Source organism: Siminovitchia sediminis (assembly GCF_042680885.1).
GTDB classification, from domain to species: domain Bacteria; phylum Bacillota; class Bacilli; order Bacillales; family Bacillaceae_C; genus Siminovitchia; species Siminovitchia sediminis.
In genome coordinates this window covers 74277-90587 of record NZ_JBHUEO010000037.1, presented here as the reverse complement: position 1 = coordinate 90587, position 16311 = coordinate 74277, and the positions used below count along the sequence as shown (strand labels likewise).

General features: G+C 44.3%; 19 protein-coding genes and 1 pseudogene. 17 read left to right on the top strand and 3 right to left on the bottom strand.

The features are described from left to right. Nucleotides 1-82 precede the first annotated feature (82 nt). Nucleotides 83-790: a cytochrome c biogenesis CcdA family protein gene (locus ACFSCZ_RS12990; RefSeq protein WP_380774390.1), complete on the top strand. Its 708-nt coding sequence runs from the start codon at nt 83-85 to the stop codon at nt 788-790. A 101-nt stretch (nt 791-891) separates the two neighbouring features. Continuing rightward, nucleotides 892-1947 carry a beta-carotene 15,15'-monooxygenase gene (locus ACFSCZ_RS12985; RefSeq protein WP_380774389.1) on the top strand — a complete coding sequence of 352 codons (1056 nt, stop codon included), beginning with the start codon at nt 892-894 and terminating at the stop codon, nt 1945-1947. Between the two features lie 49 nt (nt 1948-1996). On the opposite strand, the gene ACFSCZ_RS12980 is transcribed toward ACFSCZ_RS12985, so the two are convergent. The 3 genes from ACFSCZ_RS12980 to ACFSCZ_RS12970 all read right to left on the bottom strand — a co-directional run bounded on the left by ACFSCZ_RS12980 (nt 1997) and on the right by ACFSCZ_RS12970 (nt 2917). Continuing rightward, nucleotides 1997-2116, bottom strand: a complete 120-nt coding sequence (locus ACFSCZ_RS12980; RefSeq protein ID WP_380774388.1) for a YjcZ family sporulation protein — start codon at nt 2114-2116, stop codon at nt 1997-1999. Between the two features lie 106 nt (nt 2117-2222). Further along, nucleotides 2223-2441, bottom strand: a complete 219-nt coding sequence (locus ACFSCZ_RS12975; RefSeq protein ID WP_380774387.1) for a hypothetical protein — start codon at nt 2439-2441, stop codon at nt 2223-2225. A 236-nt stretch (nt 2442-2677) separates the two neighbouring features. Continuing rightward, nucleotides 2678-2917: an indolepyruvate ferredoxin oxidoreductase subunit alpha gene (locus ACFSCZ_RS12970; protein ID WP_380774385.1), complete on the bottom strand. Its 240-nt coding sequence runs from the start codon at nt 2915-2917 to the stop codon at nt 2678-2680. A gap of 261 nt (nt 2918-3178) precedes the next feature. Between ACFSCZ_RS12970 and ACFSCZ_RS12965 the strand changes: the two genes are divergently transcribed. From ACFSCZ_RS12965 to ACFSCZ_RS12895, 15 genes and pseudogenes are all read left to right on the top strand, one after another. Further along, complete coding sequence (locus ACFSCZ_RS12965) at nt 3179-3496, top strand: ArsR/SmtB family transcription factor (RefSeq protein WP_380774384.1); 318 nt, start codon at nt 3179-3181, stop codon at nt 3494-3496. Nucleotides 3497-3519: 23 nt separating this feature from the next. Beyond that, entirely contained in the window at nt 3520-5610 is a 2091-nt protein-coding gene (locus tag ACFSCZ_RS12960; protein ID WP_380774383.1) for a heavy metal translocating P-type ATPase, read from the top strand. A 15-nt stretch (nt 5611-5625) separates the two neighbouring features. Next, nucleotides 5626-6333: a response regulator transcription factor gene (locus tag ACFSCZ_RS12955; RefSeq protein WP_380774381.1), complete on the top strand. Its 708-nt coding sequence runs from the start codon at nt 5626-5628 to the stop codon at nt 6331-6333. A gap of 3 nt (nt 6334-6336) precedes the next feature. Beyond that, nucleotides 6337-8103 (top strand): two-component system histidine kinase PnpS, encoded by a 1767-nt coding sequence (gene pnpS / locus ACFSCZ_RS12950; RefSeq protein WP_380774380.1) that lies wholly within the window; start codon nt 6337-6339, stop codon nt 8101-8103. A 28-nt stretch (nt 8104-8131) separates the two neighbouring features. Then, nucleotides 8132-8605 (top strand): hypothetical protein, encoded by a 474-nt coding sequence (locus ACFSCZ_RS12945; protein ID WP_380774379.1) that lies wholly within the window; start codon nt 8132-8134, stop codon nt 8603-8605. Then, a complete protein-coding gene (locus ACFSCZ_RS12940; protein ID WP_380774378.1) occupies nt 8592-8996 on the top strand; it encodes a hypothetical protein in 405 nt (134 codons plus the stop codon). Before ACFSCZ_RS12945 ends, ACFSCZ_RS12940 begins: the two co-directional genes overlap by 14 nt. A gap of 139 nt (nt 8997-9135) precedes the next feature. Beyond that, a complete protein-coding gene (locus tag ACFSCZ_RS12935) occupies nt 9136-9585 on the top strand; it encodes a cupin domain-containing protein (RefSeq protein WP_380774441.1) in 450 nt (149 codons plus the stop codon). 280 nt (nt 9586-9865) lie between these two features. Beyond that, the gene (locus ACFSCZ_RS12930) at nt 9866-11278 is read left to right on the top strand and encodes an RAD55 family ATPase (protein ID WP_380774376.1); all 1413 of its coding nucleotides are present in this window, start codon (nt 9866-9868) and stop codon (nt 11276-11278) included. 16 nt (nt 11279-11294) lie between these two features. Continuing rightward, the gene (locus ACFSCZ_RS12925) at nt 11295-11567 is read left to right on the top strand and encodes a hypothetical protein (protein ID WP_380774374.1); all 273 of its coding nucleotides are present in this window, start codon (nt 11295-11297) and stop codon (nt 11565-11567) included. A 1895-nt stretch (nt 11568-13462) separates the two neighbouring features. Continuing rightward, a pseudogene (locus tag ACFSCZ_RS12920) lies at nt 13463-13666 on the top strand (response regulator transcription factor); the annotation flags it as partial. 199 nt (nt 13667-13865) lie between these two features. Further along, on the top strand, nt 13866-14258 hold the full coding sequence (locus ACFSCZ_RS12915; protein WP_380774372.1) for a DUF192 domain-containing protein: 393 nt from the start codon (nt 13866-13868) through the stop codon (nt 14256-14258). Continuing rightward, nucleotides 14248-14421, top strand: a complete 174-nt coding sequence (locus ACFSCZ_RS12910; RefSeq protein ID WP_380774370.1) for a Flp family type IVb pilin — start codon at nt 14248-14250, stop codon at nt 14419-14421. The genes ACFSCZ_RS12915 and ACFSCZ_RS12910 overlap by 11 nt, the downstream gene beginning before the upstream one ends. 131 nt (nt 14422-14552) lie before the next feature. Then, on the top strand, nt 14553-15008 hold the full coding sequence (locus ACFSCZ_RS12905) for an A24 family peptidase (protein ID WP_380774368.1): 456 nt from the start codon (nt 14553-14555) through the stop codon (nt 15006-15008). Beyond that, nucleotides 15005-15382 (top strand): TadE/TadG family type IV pilus assembly protein, encoded by a 378-nt coding sequence (locus ACFSCZ_RS12900; RefSeq protein ID WP_380774438.1) that lies wholly within the window; start codon nt 15005-15007, stop codon nt 15380-15382. The genes ACFSCZ_RS12905 and ACFSCZ_RS12900 overlap by 4 nt, the downstream gene beginning before the upstream one ends. Before the next feature lie 4 nt (nt 15383-15386). Then, nucleotides 15387-16310, top strand: a complete 924-nt coding sequence (locus ACFSCZ_RS12895) for a pilus assembly protein TadG-related protein (RefSeq protein WP_380774366.1) — start codon at nt 15387-15389, stop codon at nt 16308-16310. Nucleotide 16311: the final 1 nt, after the last annotated feature.

Sequence of the window (16311 nt, the reverse complement as noted above, 5' to 3'; positions counted from 1 at the left end):
ATGGCACAGATCCTTTACAATCACGTCGGTTGTATTTGATATGGTGGATGTATATCATAGTAAATGAGGCTGGTGGTGAAAAATGCAGCAAGTCAATTTGTTTCTTGCTTTTGGGGCTGGATTCTTATCATTTATATCCCCTTGTGCCCTACCTTTATATCCTGCATTTTTGTCATATATCACAGGAATGACAGTTAATGAGATCAAAGAAAAACGAGGGATTTTCAAGACAAAAGCTTTTATTCATACGATTTTGTTTCTCGTTGGATTTTCTATTATATTCTTGGCGCTGGGATTATCTTCTACTGTTTTCCAAGACCTGTTTGTCCGATATCAGGATCTGTTGAGGCAAGCAGGAGCCATTATATTGGTATTTTTTGGCTTGGTATTGGCAGGTATTCTTGAATTTAATTTTTTGAATATGGACAAGAAGATTCAATTTCGAAACAGGCCTGCCGGGTATTTTGGTTCTGTTTTGATCGGGATAGCTTTTGCTGCGGGATGGACACCATGTACAGGTCCGATTTTAATGGGAGTAATCGCTCTTGTAGCGGCAAATCCAGGAATGGGAATGATGTATATGGGCGTATATGTTCTTGGATTTTCAATCCCGTTTATTCTGATGTCCCTGTTTTTGGACCGCATGACCTTCTTGAAAAAGCACAGTCAGCGCATCATGAAAATAGGCGGCATATTAATGGTTATCATGGGAATATTGTTGTTCTTTGATTGGATGAATCTCATTATTTCCCTATTAATTCCATTATTTGGCGGATTTACAGGTTTTTAAGAAAATTTTGCCACAAAATTTAAATATTTAAAAGAAGTCCTGCCGGCCGGCGGGACTTTTATCGTGGTAAGATTAAAGAAAAAGAGAAGGGGAGGTCTTCCATGACTGTCATTCAAAGAGATCGCCGCTTTTACATTTTACTTTTTCTGTTGGCACTTGTCCTGTTCTCCAACCTTGTGCTTTACCGGACACCAATTACTCCATTGGTACTTTCCGGTGAAGACCATTGGGTTGTTGTTGGTTCACTGATTGACCTGGCTGTCGTTGCACCGCTCCTCATCCTGTTTTTGAGAAGAGGAAAGAAGGTTACGGTGAAGTCATTTATTACGTTAATGGTCAGCGGGCTTGTCTTTGCCAGAATTCTCATTCCCAGTATTTACTTTGAGCCATTTACGTATATCCCCATTGCAGCCATCGGCCTGGAAGCACTGATTTTATTGGCAGAGCTGGGCCTTATTCTGTTATTGGCATGGCGTCTTCCCGGCATTATCCGCTGGATTCAATCACAAGATGAGAGCCTGTTATTTTCCCTTTCTAAAGCTGTAGAAAAAAGAGTGGGAAAATATGTCGTATTGCAAATTTTTGCAGCGGAATGTGTCATGCTTTATTACGCATTGGCCTCATGGAAAAAGAGGCCGCCCACTGGAGAGACGTATTTTTCCCTTCATAAAAATTCCAGCCACATCGCTTTTTATATTATGCTGATTCACGCAATTATCATCGAAACAGCAGCCATTCATTGGCTGATCCATGAAATGTCAGTGATCATTTCAGTGATTATGCTTGTACTGAACATGTATACCGTTCTCTTTTTCATTGGCGATATCCAAGCTGTCCGTTTGAACCCTCTTACTATAAAAGAAAATCAACTGTACATATCCATGGGGATTGGAAAAAGAATGGTAATCCCAATAGAAGAAATTTCTCGGATAACATGGGGGAAGGAAGCTGCAGACGAAAAGCTTCACACAAAAGAAACCATTTCTTTTATCGCACAAGATTTTGAGAAGCTTCCTCCGCATTGTATCATAGAATTAAAAAAACCCCTGAAAGCCCAACTTTTCATGGGATTTAGCAAATCATATAAGAAGGCCGCGATCCGCCTGGATGAGCCGGATCGCTTCCGGGCCTTTATTCAACCCAAACTTGAGAGATAACACAATCATCCCGGCGATCCGATTGGATGCCGGGATGATGCTTTTTTATTTAGTAGTAGCAAACTGCTCCGATAATAATCAGCAGGATGAACAAAACGACAATGAGCGCAAATCCCCCGTGTCCAAACCTGCCGTAACCGCAGCCGCCGTAACCGCCATATCCAAACAATTAAATCACCTCTTATATGGAGTAGCCAAAAGCCGTTGGGTCACATCATACTTGATTCACAATCTATATTTGAATCCAGGTGTATTACCCATGAATATCCTTCACTCTAATCGGAATGATGATCTTCTTTTCCGCTGGAGCTGCTGCTGCTTTCTTCCCCATGAACTTGTGGCCGGGGTCTTCCCCAGAGGAACTCCCATGGATCTCTTCTATGCTCTTCATGACCATCCTCATCCCGGCGGTGATCGCGAATGAAATCCACATTTTTTGCATGAATCACCAGGTTCTCAACGTGAATGACTTTACTCTTTTTATCTTTAGACATCACTATCCTCCTCTCTCCCGGATGCGCTTTTCTTTTTCATTCTATTCAGCTGATCACTTTGTGTATAGGCGCAAGAAACATTTTGTGTCTAAAAAAAGCCTGCCTATAGGACGTTTATGTATATCGTAAAGGTCAGGACGGAGTGATTTCGGCATAAGGAAATGTGCGCAAAAAATAAAACAAGGACAAAAAGAGTGAGTCACTCTTTGCCCTTGTTTTACATGTAAAGATAAAGCTTATTTGGATGCAAAAAATTCCTTTGCCTTGTCTAAGTATATGTTATCCTCAGGAAGCAGTTCTTCCTCGTGGTAGATTGCTTCAACAGGACAAACGGCCTGGCATGCACCGCAGTCGATGCAAATGTCCGGGTCGATAAAGAACATTTCTTCTCCTTCATCGATACAATCGACAGGACAAACATCGACACATTCGGCGAACTTTTCGCCGATACATGGAGCTGTAATTACATAAGCCATTCAATAATCACCCTTTACTAATGTATGAAAAAATATAGGCATGTGAGCTAAAACTGCAGGAAAAAATTTAAACTACAGCTAATATAGCAAAACTTCCGGGCATTTTCAATGGATCGAATCCAATTGCTGCCAAACATTAGAGAGGTAATGTTTGGAATCCAATTTTTATAGATGCCTATTCTTGACAAAACAGAGGAACTTTCATACATTGGAATTAATACATGAACATATGCTCATATAACAATAATGGATGTGAATGTTATGAACGACCAACTGAATAATCAAACTCCAGACGAACTGGACGAAGCGACTCTGCTGACGGTTTCCCAGATATTTAAAGCCTTGGGAGATCCGACAAGGATTCGGATTTTGCATTTGCTCTCCGAACGGGAATTTTCGGTCAGTGAAATTGCGAGCAAATTGCAATTGCAGCAATCGACCGTATCCCACCAGCTTCGAACCTTAAAAAACTTACGGCTGGTAAAATACAGAAGAGAAAAAACAAGTATTTATTACTCCCATGATGATGAACATGTCATGAACATTTTGGAACAGACGATAGACCATGCAAGGCATTAATCATCGGAGACGGAGGTGAAAACATGGCGGAATATCGGCTGAAGGGTCTTTCTTGTGCCAATTGCGCAAGAGAGATGGAAGAAGAAATACAAAAACTGAATCACGGAGAGGATGCCAAGATTCTATTTAATTCAAGCAAGCTGATAGTGTCAGACGATATCGCTTTACATCAAGTGGAAAAAATTTTGGCCGATGATGGCGCCTCTATCGTCAAGGATGAGGTCCATGCGCACGATCATCATCACCATGCTGAGGGAAGGAAACTGCTTTACTTCATTGGAGTATCTGCTTTATTATATATTGCTGCCATGGTTTTGGAAGGAAGAGTACCCGGCTGGACGGCTGTCCTCTTATATGTCATTGCCGCAGCGCTGAGCGGATACTCCACTTTCATAAAAGGCTTAAAAAATTTAATGGTTCTGAAATTCAATATTGATACATTGATGACAATTGCTTTAATTGGAGCTTTTGGAATTGGGGAGTGGAAAGAAGGAACCCTCGTTGCCATATTGTTTGGCATAAACGAATACCTGGAAGGGCTGGGAATGGAAAAAGCCCGTAAATCGATGGAAACCTTGCTGGATGCAGCACCGAAGGAAGCGGTTGTGCTGTCTGAGGGGAAGGAAAAAGTGGTTCCAGTATCACAATTAAAACCAGACGACATCGTGCTTGTAAAATCGGGAGAAAAAATTCCGTCCGACGGCATGATTGCAGATGGCAGAAGTTCAGTTAATGAAGCCGCTATTACTGGGGAATCGATGCCTGTCGACAAATCCTCCGGCGATAAGGTGTTTGGAGGAAGTATTAATAATGAAGGAGTTTTAAAAGTCCGAATTACGAAGCCTTACGAAGATTCTTCACTTGCAAAAATCCTTCACCTCGTGGAAGAAGCACAGGAAACGAAAACGCCGACAGAGCAATTTATCAATAGGTTTGCGAAATATTATACTCCATTGATCATGATTATTGCTGCTGTCGTCATGCTGGTGCCGCCATTGTTTGGCGGAGATTGGGGCAGCTGGTTTTACCAGGGTCTGGCCGTGTTGATTGTGGGCTGTCCGTGTGCTCTGATTATTTCTTCCCCCATTGCGATCATTTCCGGAATTACACGCAATGCAAGGAACGGCATCCTGGTCAAGGGCGGTGTTTTTTTGGAGCAGCTGGGGCATATTGAAACCATCGCGTTTGATAAAACGGGGACGTTGACGAAAGGTGAGCCTTATGTAGAAAAGCTGATCTCTTACGAGCAGGAATTGTTTTTAACCGTGGCTGGTTCAGTTGAAAGATCTTCCTCTCATCCATTGGCAAAAGCCGTCATGAAGGAAGTCGAAAAACATGAAGCGGCATTGACAGAGCCGAATGAGATCAAGACAACACCGGGTCAGGGAGTCGAAGCCGCTATTGCCGGAACTGTGTACCGTATTGGAAACGAGTCAAGTATTCCTCCTGAACTGGTGACAAGACAAATAGAAAAAGACATCGATCAATTGAAAACAGCGGGCTACACGCTTGTTGCTGTTTCGGCTCCTGACCGTGTACTCGGGCTATTTGGAATTACAGATGAGGTGCGCCCGGAAAGCAAAGGGATCGTTCAGCAACTATTCAAAGCCGGTATTCAACAGGCGGTCATGCTGACAGGGGATCACGAAAAGTCAGCGAAAAAAGTGGGTGATGCCGTTGGATTGACGAGCTTTTATGCCCGATTGCTGCCGGACCAAAAGGTGGAAAAAGTAAAAGAGCTCCGTCATCAGGGTAAAGTTGCCATGATAGGAGACGGGATTAATGATGCTCCCGCACTGGCCTCAGCCGATCTGGGGATTGCAATGGGGAAAGGAACAGATAGTGCGATTGAAACAGCCGATATTGTTCTGATGCAGGATCACCTTGGGAAGTTGCCCGAAGCTATCCGTATAGCCAAGCGGGTCAACCGTATTATTAAAATGAATATTTCACTAGCCCTGGGGCTGAAGCTTATTGCGTTGCTGTTAACGATACCGGGCCTCCTTACATTATGGATTGCTATATTATCCGATATGGGCGCAACCATTCTTGTCACGTTGATCAGCCTGACAATATTAATTGACAAGCCGCGAAAAGGCATGCACTCTAAATGAGGGAGGGTTGATAATATGGAAAAAATACTTGTAGTAGAAGATGAACCATCCATTGCAACATTGCTGAAATATAACCTGGAGAAATCGGGATTTCGCGTGTCAACAGCATCCGATGGACAAAAGGGCCTGGAAATGGCGATGGAAGACCGGCCGGACCTGATGATACTGGATTTAATGCTCCCTGGTATGGATGGCATGGATATATGCAAAACTCTTCGTCAAGAGAAAGTAGATATTCCTATTTTAATGCTGACTGCCAGGGATGATGAATTTGATAAAGTCCTCGGCCTCGAACTGGGGGCCGATGACTACTTGACGAAGCCTTTTAGCCCCAGAGAAGTGGTTGCCCGCGTAAGGGCCATTTTACGTCGTACGAAATCATCTGCTGAACAAAGTGTGCCGGTAGATCAACATGCCGAGCCGAAATTGGAACTGGGCAGGCTGGTCATTTATCCTGAAAGATATGAAGCCCTGCTGGACGGGGAAAAAATTGAGCTTACACCGAAGGAATTTGAATTACTGCTTTATTTGGCAAACAATGAAGGAAAAGTGTTAAGCAGGACGCAGCTGCTGGATGCTATCTGGAATTACGACTTTGTCGGGGATTCCCGGATCGTTGATGTCCATATCAGCAATTTGCGGGAAAAAATTGAAGAAGATACAAGGCGTCCTCTTTATATTAAAACGATTAGGGGTTTCGGCTATAAAATGGAGAGGCCATAAGTAATGCATAAACTATGGGTGCGAATCACTTTTTCATTTCTGCTGCTTGTCTTTTTTGCCTTGCTCGGTTCCGGTCTCTTCTTGGCTGATACCATGAAAAATACATATTTGGAATTAAAGAAGGATCAGCTAAATCAAACGGCTCGTCTTATTTTGCAGTCGCTTGAATTGGACGGGCTCCAGAAAGGAAAGCCGCTTCAAGAGATTGTGGAAGAACTTTCCGAATCAGGGGAAACACGAATTACAGTGATTGATGACGACGGGACGGTCCTCGCTGACTCAGAAGATCACCCCGCTGAGATGGAAAATCACGCTCAGCGCCCCGAGGTCAGAAAAATCCTTGAAGAAGGGGAAGAGTCGGGCATTTCGACACGATACAGTGAGACATTGGGATACAGTATGATGTATGCAGCTATACCGATTAAAATCAACAATGACGTGGAAGGAGTGGTCCGCGTATCGCTTTCGCTTGAAAGCATTGACGAAGCCATTACACATTTAAGGTATACGTTGACAATCGTACTGTTCGCTGTGATGCTGTTAACAACTTTGATCGGAATCAGAATATCCAAAGGCATTGCAAGACCGGTGGAAGCGATGATTGTGGTATCCGAAAAGCTGAAGGATAAAGATTATTCCGCCCGGGTAAAAATGGAGCCCAAAGGGGAATTGGGCAAGCTTGCACACTCCATTAATGTATTGGCAGCGAGCTTGAAAAGCCAGGTAGAAAGAATCCAGGAGAATGAGCAGCAGTTATCAGGGGTATTGAGGAACATGACCAGCGGCGTTCTGCTTGTTGATAAAAACGGTGAAATTTTATTGGCAAACCGTGCGGTCGGGATCATGTTTGGATCAGATCCGGCCTCTTATACAGGAAAGCAGTATATGGAAGTCGTCAAAAACGCGGGGTTGAGCCGCTTGATTGAGCAATGTCTGAATGATCAAATTGAAATTAGAGATGAAATTCAACTGTACTATCCGGATGAATGGATATTGGATGCTCATCTGGCCCCGTATGTTGGAGAATCGGGAGAATTATCCGGGATTGTTGCAGTCCTCCATGATATTACCGAAATCCGCCGGCTGGAAAAAATGAGAAGTGAATTTATCGCCAACGTGTCGCATGAATTAAAAACGCCTATCACCTCCGTCAAAGGATTTACAGAAACACTTTTGGATGGGGCCATGGATGATGAGGATGCGCTGCACCATTTTTTAACCATTATTCATCAAGAAAGCGAACGGCTTCACCGTCTGATTAATGACATCCTCCATCTCTCGAAAATTGAGCAGCACAAAATCATGCTGGAGATAGAAAATGTCAATGTGAGGGAAGTCGTGGATCGTGTCGCTGACACAGTGAAAAAGGATGTAGAGGATAAAAGCTTGCAACTTATGTTACCTGAAGACCGCGAGGTCTGGGTAGAAGGAGAAAAAGACCGTATTCTGCAAATTATCTTGAACCTCGTTTCCAACGCAGTGTCTTATACTCCTGAAGGAGGAACCATCTCGGTTGGATTGAAAGATATGGAGGACAGGGTAAAAATTATCGTAGAGGATACGGGTATCGGGATATCACAAAAAGATTTGCCGCGCCTGTTTGAGCGGTTTTACAGGGTGGATAAGGCGAGGTCCCGTGAATCGGGGGGCACCGGACTCGGTCTCGCGATCGTTAAGCATCTCGTTGAATCCCACCGAGGAAAAATTGAAGTTGACAGTGTAGAAGGAGAAGGGACCATATTTACAATTATATTGCCAAAGAAGCAATGACTCCGCTCATGAATGGGCGGGGTTTTTTGTGTGTAAAAGCCGTATGGCGGAATGTGAACCCGGTATTAAAGTACGAAATTTGGTTTTTGTAGGAACTCCGGATTCAAAGTTCGAACTCGCGATTCAAAGTGCTAAATCCGGTTTCAAAGCGCGAAATCCGGTTTCAAAGTGCGAACTCGCGATTCAAAGCGCGAAATCCGGATTCAAAGTGCGAACTCGCGATCCAAAGCGCGAAATCCGGTTTCAAAGCGCGAAATCGCGATCCAAAGTGCGAAATCCGGATTCAAAGTGCGAACTCGCGATTCAAAGCGCGAATTCCGGATTCAAAGCGCGAAATCGCGATCCAAAGCGCGAAATCCGGCTTCAAAGCGCGAAATCCGGTTTCAAAGTGCGAAATCCGGATCCAAAGTGCGAACTCGCGATCCAAAGCGCGAAATCGCGATCCAAAGTGCGAAATCGCGATCCAAAGCGCGAAATCCGGTTTCAAAGTGCGAAATCGTGATCCAAAGCGCGAAATCCGGATTCAAAGTGCGAACTCGCGATCCAAAGCGCGAATTCCGGATCCAAAGCGCGAATTCCGGATTCAAAGTGCGAACTCGCGATTCAAAGTGCGAACTCGCGATCCAAAGCGCGAAATCCGGTTTCAAAGCGCGAAATCCGGTTTCAAAGCGCGAATTCCGGTTTCAAAGCGCGAATTCGCGATCCAAAGCGCGAAATCCGGTTTCAAAGTTCGAATTCGCGATCCAAAGCGCGAAATCCGGATCCAAAGTGCGAATTCGCGATCCAAAGCGCGAATTCCGGATACAAAGTCCGAGACCCAGATCCAAATTTATATCATGATATTGCAGGTTTCTGCCGGTTTCCCTTGCTTGTTTCTTTTAGTGGAATTTTAGCATATGCTTCATAGAATGTATGTGAAACGAAGAAAAGGAAGTGAACAGCATGTACCTGATGCCCTGTATATATGTAAACCCTTATGGTGCAATGCCATACGTGCGAACCATGCAGCTGTATGGGCATGACCCGCAAAGAATGTACGGTTATCCGATGCAGTACGCCTCCAGGCAAGAGAACATAGAAATCAGAGATTTTGGAAACCGGCCGTACGTTGTCAATATTGAAAAGGCTGCAGAGCAGAATCAGACATTCCGTACAGCGCAATGGACGGGGAATCATTTTCAAGTAACTTTAATGAGTATTGGGGTAGAAGAGGACATTGGTTTGGAAATGCATCCTCATACCGATCAATTCCTTCGTATTGAAGAGGGCAAAGGCATTGTTCGCATGGGAAAAGCGAAAAATCATTTGACTTTTAAAAGAAATGTCTCAGAGAATGATGCGATTATTGTACCGGCGGGTACCTGGCATAACCTGATCAATACAGGAAATACACCGATTAAGCTATATTCCATTTATGCGCCTCCCAATCATCCATTTGGCACCGTGCATGTTACGAAAGCCGATGCCCTGGCTGCAGAATAATATATAAAAACGGGTTTTTTGCACGATAAGAAACCCGTTTTTAATAGTGGGGCTTGATATCGTTTTTTGAGCGGAACCATAAGAAACGCTTAAGGCTTTGGAATCAATCGGTGTTTGGTAGATTATAGGTTTATCGGTAAGGGTATGTGGAATATAGGTCTCATGTTTACATAAACGGACTTTTCTCTGTTTGAAGAATAAGAACACAGGGGGATTTGTTTTTATAGTTTCATAAATTAAGATGAACGAGACCCTATCAAAGAATCGGGCAGGTGAAAGCATGACTGGATCTATACATTCCGGGGTCGATGGATTAGATGAAATATTGTGTGGCGGCATTCCTAAAGGGACGACAGTAGTGGTAGAAGGTGCGCCAGGCACGGGTAAAACAACGCTGGGCATGCAGTTCTTGCATTATGGAGCAGCACAATGTGAAGAGGGTGGCCTGTTTATCACGTTCGAAGAGTTTCCGGAACAGATTTACAAGGATATGTCAGCTTTTGGTTGGGATATCTCCTTGCTGGAGAAGGAAAATAAGCTGCGGGTTGTCTGCCTGTCCCCGGAAATTCTGCTGGAGCAGATGCAGTTACCAAACGGTCTCTTTGATCAGCTTGTCCGTGAGATCGACTGCAAAAGTTTAGTTGTTGACAGCATCAGTCTATTAAAACTTCATGGACAGGAGAAAGAACGTATGGTCCTGTACAGCCTTCGGAATATTTTGCGAAAGTTTCAGCTGACTTCTTTGCTCATACAGGAACAACAGGCAACAGCCGGTGAGACGATCCCTTTTGAACATTATATTTTTGATGGGGTCATTCAGCTGAAGCTGTCCAGGCATATGGAGATGTTCCGAAAAAGAACACTGGAAGTATTGAAAATGAGGGGCAGCCGGCTCATAGAAGGGGAGCATGTATATCGGATTACAGAGCAGGGGATTCATCTGATTGTTTCTGCCCGGGCGGCATTGGATAAGCAGGCCAGTGATCCGGAAGGGAAGATCAAGACAGGAATTGAGAAACTTGATGAGCTGCTCGGAGGAGGGCTTGAACAAGGATCTGTCTATATGCTTGATACCAACAGCAAAGCAAATTACCGGCATATGATTGGTGCCATTCTTGCAAAGAGAATCAAGGAAGATTACAAGGTTCTTCATTTGCTGCCAAGCATTGAATCGATTGCCGAATTGATTGGCCTGTTAAAGCTGCATCAGGTCCCATTGACTGAAAAAATTAAGGAACAGCTGTACTTCATTGAGCATTATGACCGGAAGGTTCCACCTGGATGGGAACAGAACGTCTTTCAGGTGCAGTCGCTGGATAATGAAGAGTATAAGGCCTGTCTCAGAGAAATCTATCAAACACTGATGCTTGGGAGAAAAGAGCACAAATGGTTTATCTATTACGACCTGAATACTATTTTCATTGAAAGAGGGAAGGATTATGTGCTCCAGTCTTTTGTGAAAGACATGGCTGCTGCACGCTCAATGGGGATGACAGTCCTTGTGCTTTGTAACTTTAAGGAAGTCGGCGAGCGGGTATCTTCCTTTCTTGCCCGCTCATCCAATGGGGTATTGAAAACATGGGTGGACGGCTCCTATCAATACCTGCAGGTGGTGAAAGCGCCCGACGGCCGGATTTCACCCCCTTATGTGATTGAAAATATCGGTCAGGATCCATATATACGACTATTGTAAAAAAGGAGGCATGAGCATGATGGTAAAGGAAAGTTCCTTGCTGCTGGAAATGGAGTGCACGATGCTGTTTCAATCCAATCCCCATATGATTGAAAGTATCATAGGATTGGAAACAAGGCTTGGCCGGAGACAGGAAGATCTTCTGCCGGTCATAGAGAGATTACTGGAAATGGGCATTATTCAGACGGTCGGCAGCGTGCAGGATGATCCTGTGAAGCGTTTGTTTAGATATAAAGAACCGGAGATATCAAAGGAGATCAGTCTTGAGAGCGAGTTGAAGGGAGTATGAATGATTATTCAACCCTGGTAAAGGACATGTTGGATGCATATAAAACCAAGCATCGGTTGTCCTTTACCTTAACTGACGAACATGGACACTCGTTGCTGCATGTATCAGGTCAGGAGGACCTATCCCAGTTTTTAAAGAAATGGAAAGGCAAAGAATTTATAGAATTGGTTCACGAGAACATACGCGGCAGCTCGATGATAGCAAAACCGCTCTTTATTGAGGCTCTACCGGGTTTTTTGTTGCTCGCTGTTCCCATTGTTTTTCGGGGTAAGCGCAAAGGGCTGCTATGGTCAGGCTTGTTTGTTGATCAAAAGGCAGTCCCTTTTTTGTTAAAAAAATTTTTGAACAGCGGGGAGAAAGCAGAATGGCTTGAAATCGCCGGGGACATTCCGGCTGTGACCCTGGAGGAACAGCATCTTTGGAAGGAACGGATGCAAAAGATCGGCGATTTGCTGTCTTTGTTCATGGATAAAAGAATGAGTGAAAAAATTTCGAAGTTGGATTATGAGACGGATCTGTGCGCATTACTGGAAGTAACTAGCAATGAAATGCTCGATCAATTGGTGAGCGGTCAATTAATAGGAACAACAATGGACTTTTATGGTTTGGTGGAAGAGCAAGGGGAAGATACCCATATAGTAACACATGTTGCAGGAGAAGGGATCGAAGGATTAACAGGAACTTCTGTTTCCATTGGGGAAGGGTATCTTGGCAAAGTGCTCCTCACTCAGGAATCGGACTATTGGGAAGATGCTGATGAAGACCCACGCTCTTTATTTTTCAGCTCCTGTGAATTGGTACCAAAATCTATTTTTTGCTTTCCGATTAGGCGTATGAATGGATCAGTTACGCTTTTTTTCGGAGGAAGCCGGACGGAAGGCCAGTTGGACATCGAATCTTTGGATAGAGTGAAAATGGCTGCAGGCTTATTGGAGAAAAAGCTTCAGAAGGAAGATTTGGCAGAAGAAAACAAAAATCTTATGGGCCAGCTCTCGGCATTAAATGAAATAGGCCGTTTGATGACGAAAACAGAAGATTTAAAGAGAACCCTATATATCTTGCTGGATATGAGTCTGACACTGATGAAAGGATCCTTTTCCTGTGTTGTTATCAAAAAGGATACAAAAAAGCTGAAGATGATCTCCAGGGGGATAGAGGAGGATGTCTTAGACAGCTATATTGCTGACCTCAAAAACCGCTATTTTTTGCAAGAGGATCGAAGACATGCCATTCAAAAGAAAACGGTTGTTTCAGTTGCCGGCCAGCAGGCCCAGGAGTATCCGCTGTATCATAAGGATGAATTACTGGGTATACTTTCGGTTGCAGGAATGGCTACCGAAAAAAGGAATCTTTTCCTGCATACGCTGGCAACGATTGGCAGCGTCTCCATCAAAATGAATAAAGATGTAGATATGGAAACGAATATGAGTCAGGAGGAAACTCTATTTCTCGCTATTCGGCAATTTGATGAGGAACTCTATCATGAAGTGGATGAAGCTTCCAGTCTGGCAAGGGAATTTGCGTTAAAAATGGAGATGGGCCGGTTAGAAGAACTTTGTTCTGCCTGCCGCTTATCACCCTATTCTCCTGCTTTTTTAAGAGAGAAACTGCAGCAGGCCGGTCCTGCCGATATCATAGAGGAAGGCAATCGTCTGATGGAAAGTGAGTCACTAACAGAATGGGCGGCGGCTGAAATCCATGCGAAAGTCTATGCAACGGTATTCACTTATATACGCGGAAAGGAAAGTGTGGAACAGCTGGAAGCTTCTCCTTATGCGGGGGAAGAGACCATACAGGCCTTAATCAATTTTATAAAGGAGCGGAAAGTCAGTGAACGGGAATTGACTTTAGAGCCGATGGATGAAGGAAGGCCTTCTGAATTGCTGAATGGAGCTGTGAAGCTTTCGGTCCGGGAAAAGGAAGTATTGGATCTGATGGTCCGCGGGAAAAATAACAGAGAGATCGCAAATGATCTTTTTATCAGTGAACATACCGTCAAGAACCATGTGACTCATATTTTCCGAAAACTGGACGTCCCGGATCGTGCCAGAGCCATTGCCAAGGTATTTCATCTGATCAATACAGTCGGGGGAAAATAACCTGCTTCCTATGGAGCGGGTTTTTTTGTTGCAGCAGGAATGAATAGGAACAAGTGAAAAAGAGTAGGAATGCATTCCTGACAGGACCATCACGGTAAAACAGGAATGGGGTGGGATATCCATTTTTTTCCTGCCGGTGCATAATACAGGTACAAGCAATCAAGGTGCTTGGCCATGAAGAAAACAGGGGGTGTGTCCAATGAAATTGATGATGGCGAACGAACATCAAGTGCTGGCAGATCATGTAGAGGCAGCAGATACATTCTGGAAAAGATTTAGGGGTTTGATGGGGCGAAAAAGTTTGCCGGAACGGACTGCCATATATCTTACACCATGCAGGTCCATTCATACATTCTTCATGAGATTCAGCATTGATGTGATCTACCTGGATAAAAACAATCACATTGTCGGACTGGAAGAGCATCTCCAGCCGGGAAAAACAGGAAGAAACGTCAAACATGCAAGATCAGTGATAGAGATGCCGGCGGGAACGATTCAAGCCTCATCGATTGTAGAAGGACAGACCGTTGTTTTTGTAAATGGAAAAAGCAGTGAAGAACATCAAAAAGGAGAGATTTTACATGTTAGATAAATTCAAAGGTTTGCTCATAGAAGAAGAAGGACAAGGGATGACGGAATACGGCTTAATTCTCGGATTGATTGCGGTGGCGGTTATTACAGTTCTCACTGCTATGGGGACGACCCTGAGTGGTACATTCGATGGTATCGTGAAGAAGTTACCTGGCGCTCAGTAATAATCATATTAAAAGGCTCTCCTCCTCCTAGGGGGAGAGTCCTTCTCTAATCAAAAAACGAATGAAAGGATTGATTTCCCATAATAGATGTATTTCTTCTGTTGATCCTGCTGATCTGCACGGCGACAGACGTGTCCCGCAGAAAAATATATAACAAAGTGATTTTTCCATCACTGGCCATCGTATTTGTTTTTCACTTGGCCGCTGGCGGGTGGAACGCTCTCTTCCATTCTTTCATTGGCTTTTTGATTGGACTGGGACTTTTACTCATCCCTTACTTGATGGGAGGGATGGGGGCAGGAGATGTGAAGCTGCTCGCTTTGATTGGTGCTTTTAAAGGCGGGGCTTTTGTTTTTCAATCTTTTTTGTATACCGCTTTGATCGGTGCAGTGATTGCCTTGGGGATTGTTCTTTTCAGAAAAGGCGTACTTAAATCGATCCTTTATTATACATCCAGTAGAAGACACGGTATCCGGCTCCCGGGAGGCATATCCAGGGGTTCTCTGACGGCAACGTATCCATACGGAGTAGCGATAGCCGCCGGGACGATTCTATGCATGGCAGTGGAAAGCTTGGGTTGGCTATGATCCAAGACGAAAGAGGGCAGTCACTCGTTGAGTTTGCTTTAATTCTGCCTATACTGCTTTTGATCTTTGCAGGCATTTTCGATTTCGGGCGCGTCATCTATGCTCACCAGCAGCTGGAGTTGGTAACACAGGAAGCGGTCAGGCTCGGCGGACTGGGGGAAAATGACAGCACGATTCGAACGTATGTGCAAAACCATTTTACAGCCCGAGATACGTCCGAGCTCACTGTTTCCATTTCACCGGCGGATACAACCAGGGACTCAGGCGATTATGTCACCGTCCATGTATCTTATCCCGAGTCTATTTTACAAGTTTTTGGAGATTATGCCATTCCATATACAGTGAAATCCAGTTCGACCATACGGGTGGAGTGATCGCATGTTCAAGATCATAAGATCTTTAATTAAAAAAGAAACAGGCAATGCAGCTGTTTTAATGACAGCGGCTATGGCCGGGCTGCTTCTAATGACTGGACTGGTTATTGACGGTGGAAATTTATATAGGATAAAAAGCCACTTGCAGAAAACTGCAAACGCCGCAGCGCTGTCAGGAGCACAGGAAATTCCGGCAGATGCAGCGGTTGTCCAATCGATTGTCCAAGAGGTTTTAGAGGCTCATCAAGAAACGGAAAGCCTTCAACAGTCCATAGTGGAAAATGGAAAGACTCTGTCTGTCCAATTGGAAAAAGAGGTGCCTCTTTTCTTTGCATCCTTGTTCGGCGTCAAGTCTATTCCTGTTGCGGCTTCTGCCAAAGCCGGTATCGCTCCAATCGCTTCAGCCGAAGGGGCCGTTCCATTGGGGATAGACGATAGGGTTCCACTTGTTTACGGTGAGAAATATCAGCTGAAAGTAGATGCCGGCGACTCTGTTTCCGGGAACTTTGGCGTTCTCGCATTGGCGGGTCCGGGTGCGAAATCCTACAGTGAAACGCTGAAATATGGTTTTGATGAAGAACTGGCTGTGGGAGACATTGTAAAGACTGAGACCGGAAATATCGCAGGTCCCACGAGTGAAGGAGTCAATTTAAGAATTCGTCAATGTCCGGCTGTGGACATTGAAAATATAGACAGGGATTGTTCCAGAGTTATGCTGGTTCTCGTATACCAGCCATATGAAAAATCAACCAATCAATTAAAAAGCGTCAAAATTACAGGCTTTGCCTATTTCTATATTACGGATCCCATGGGTAAAAATGATTCCTCAATCCAAGGAATTTTTATCAAGAAAACCGGCAGAGGTACAGCTGATCCCGAGAATACGCTTGACCGTGGTGCCTTTGCGGTCAGGCTGATGAAGAGGTGAC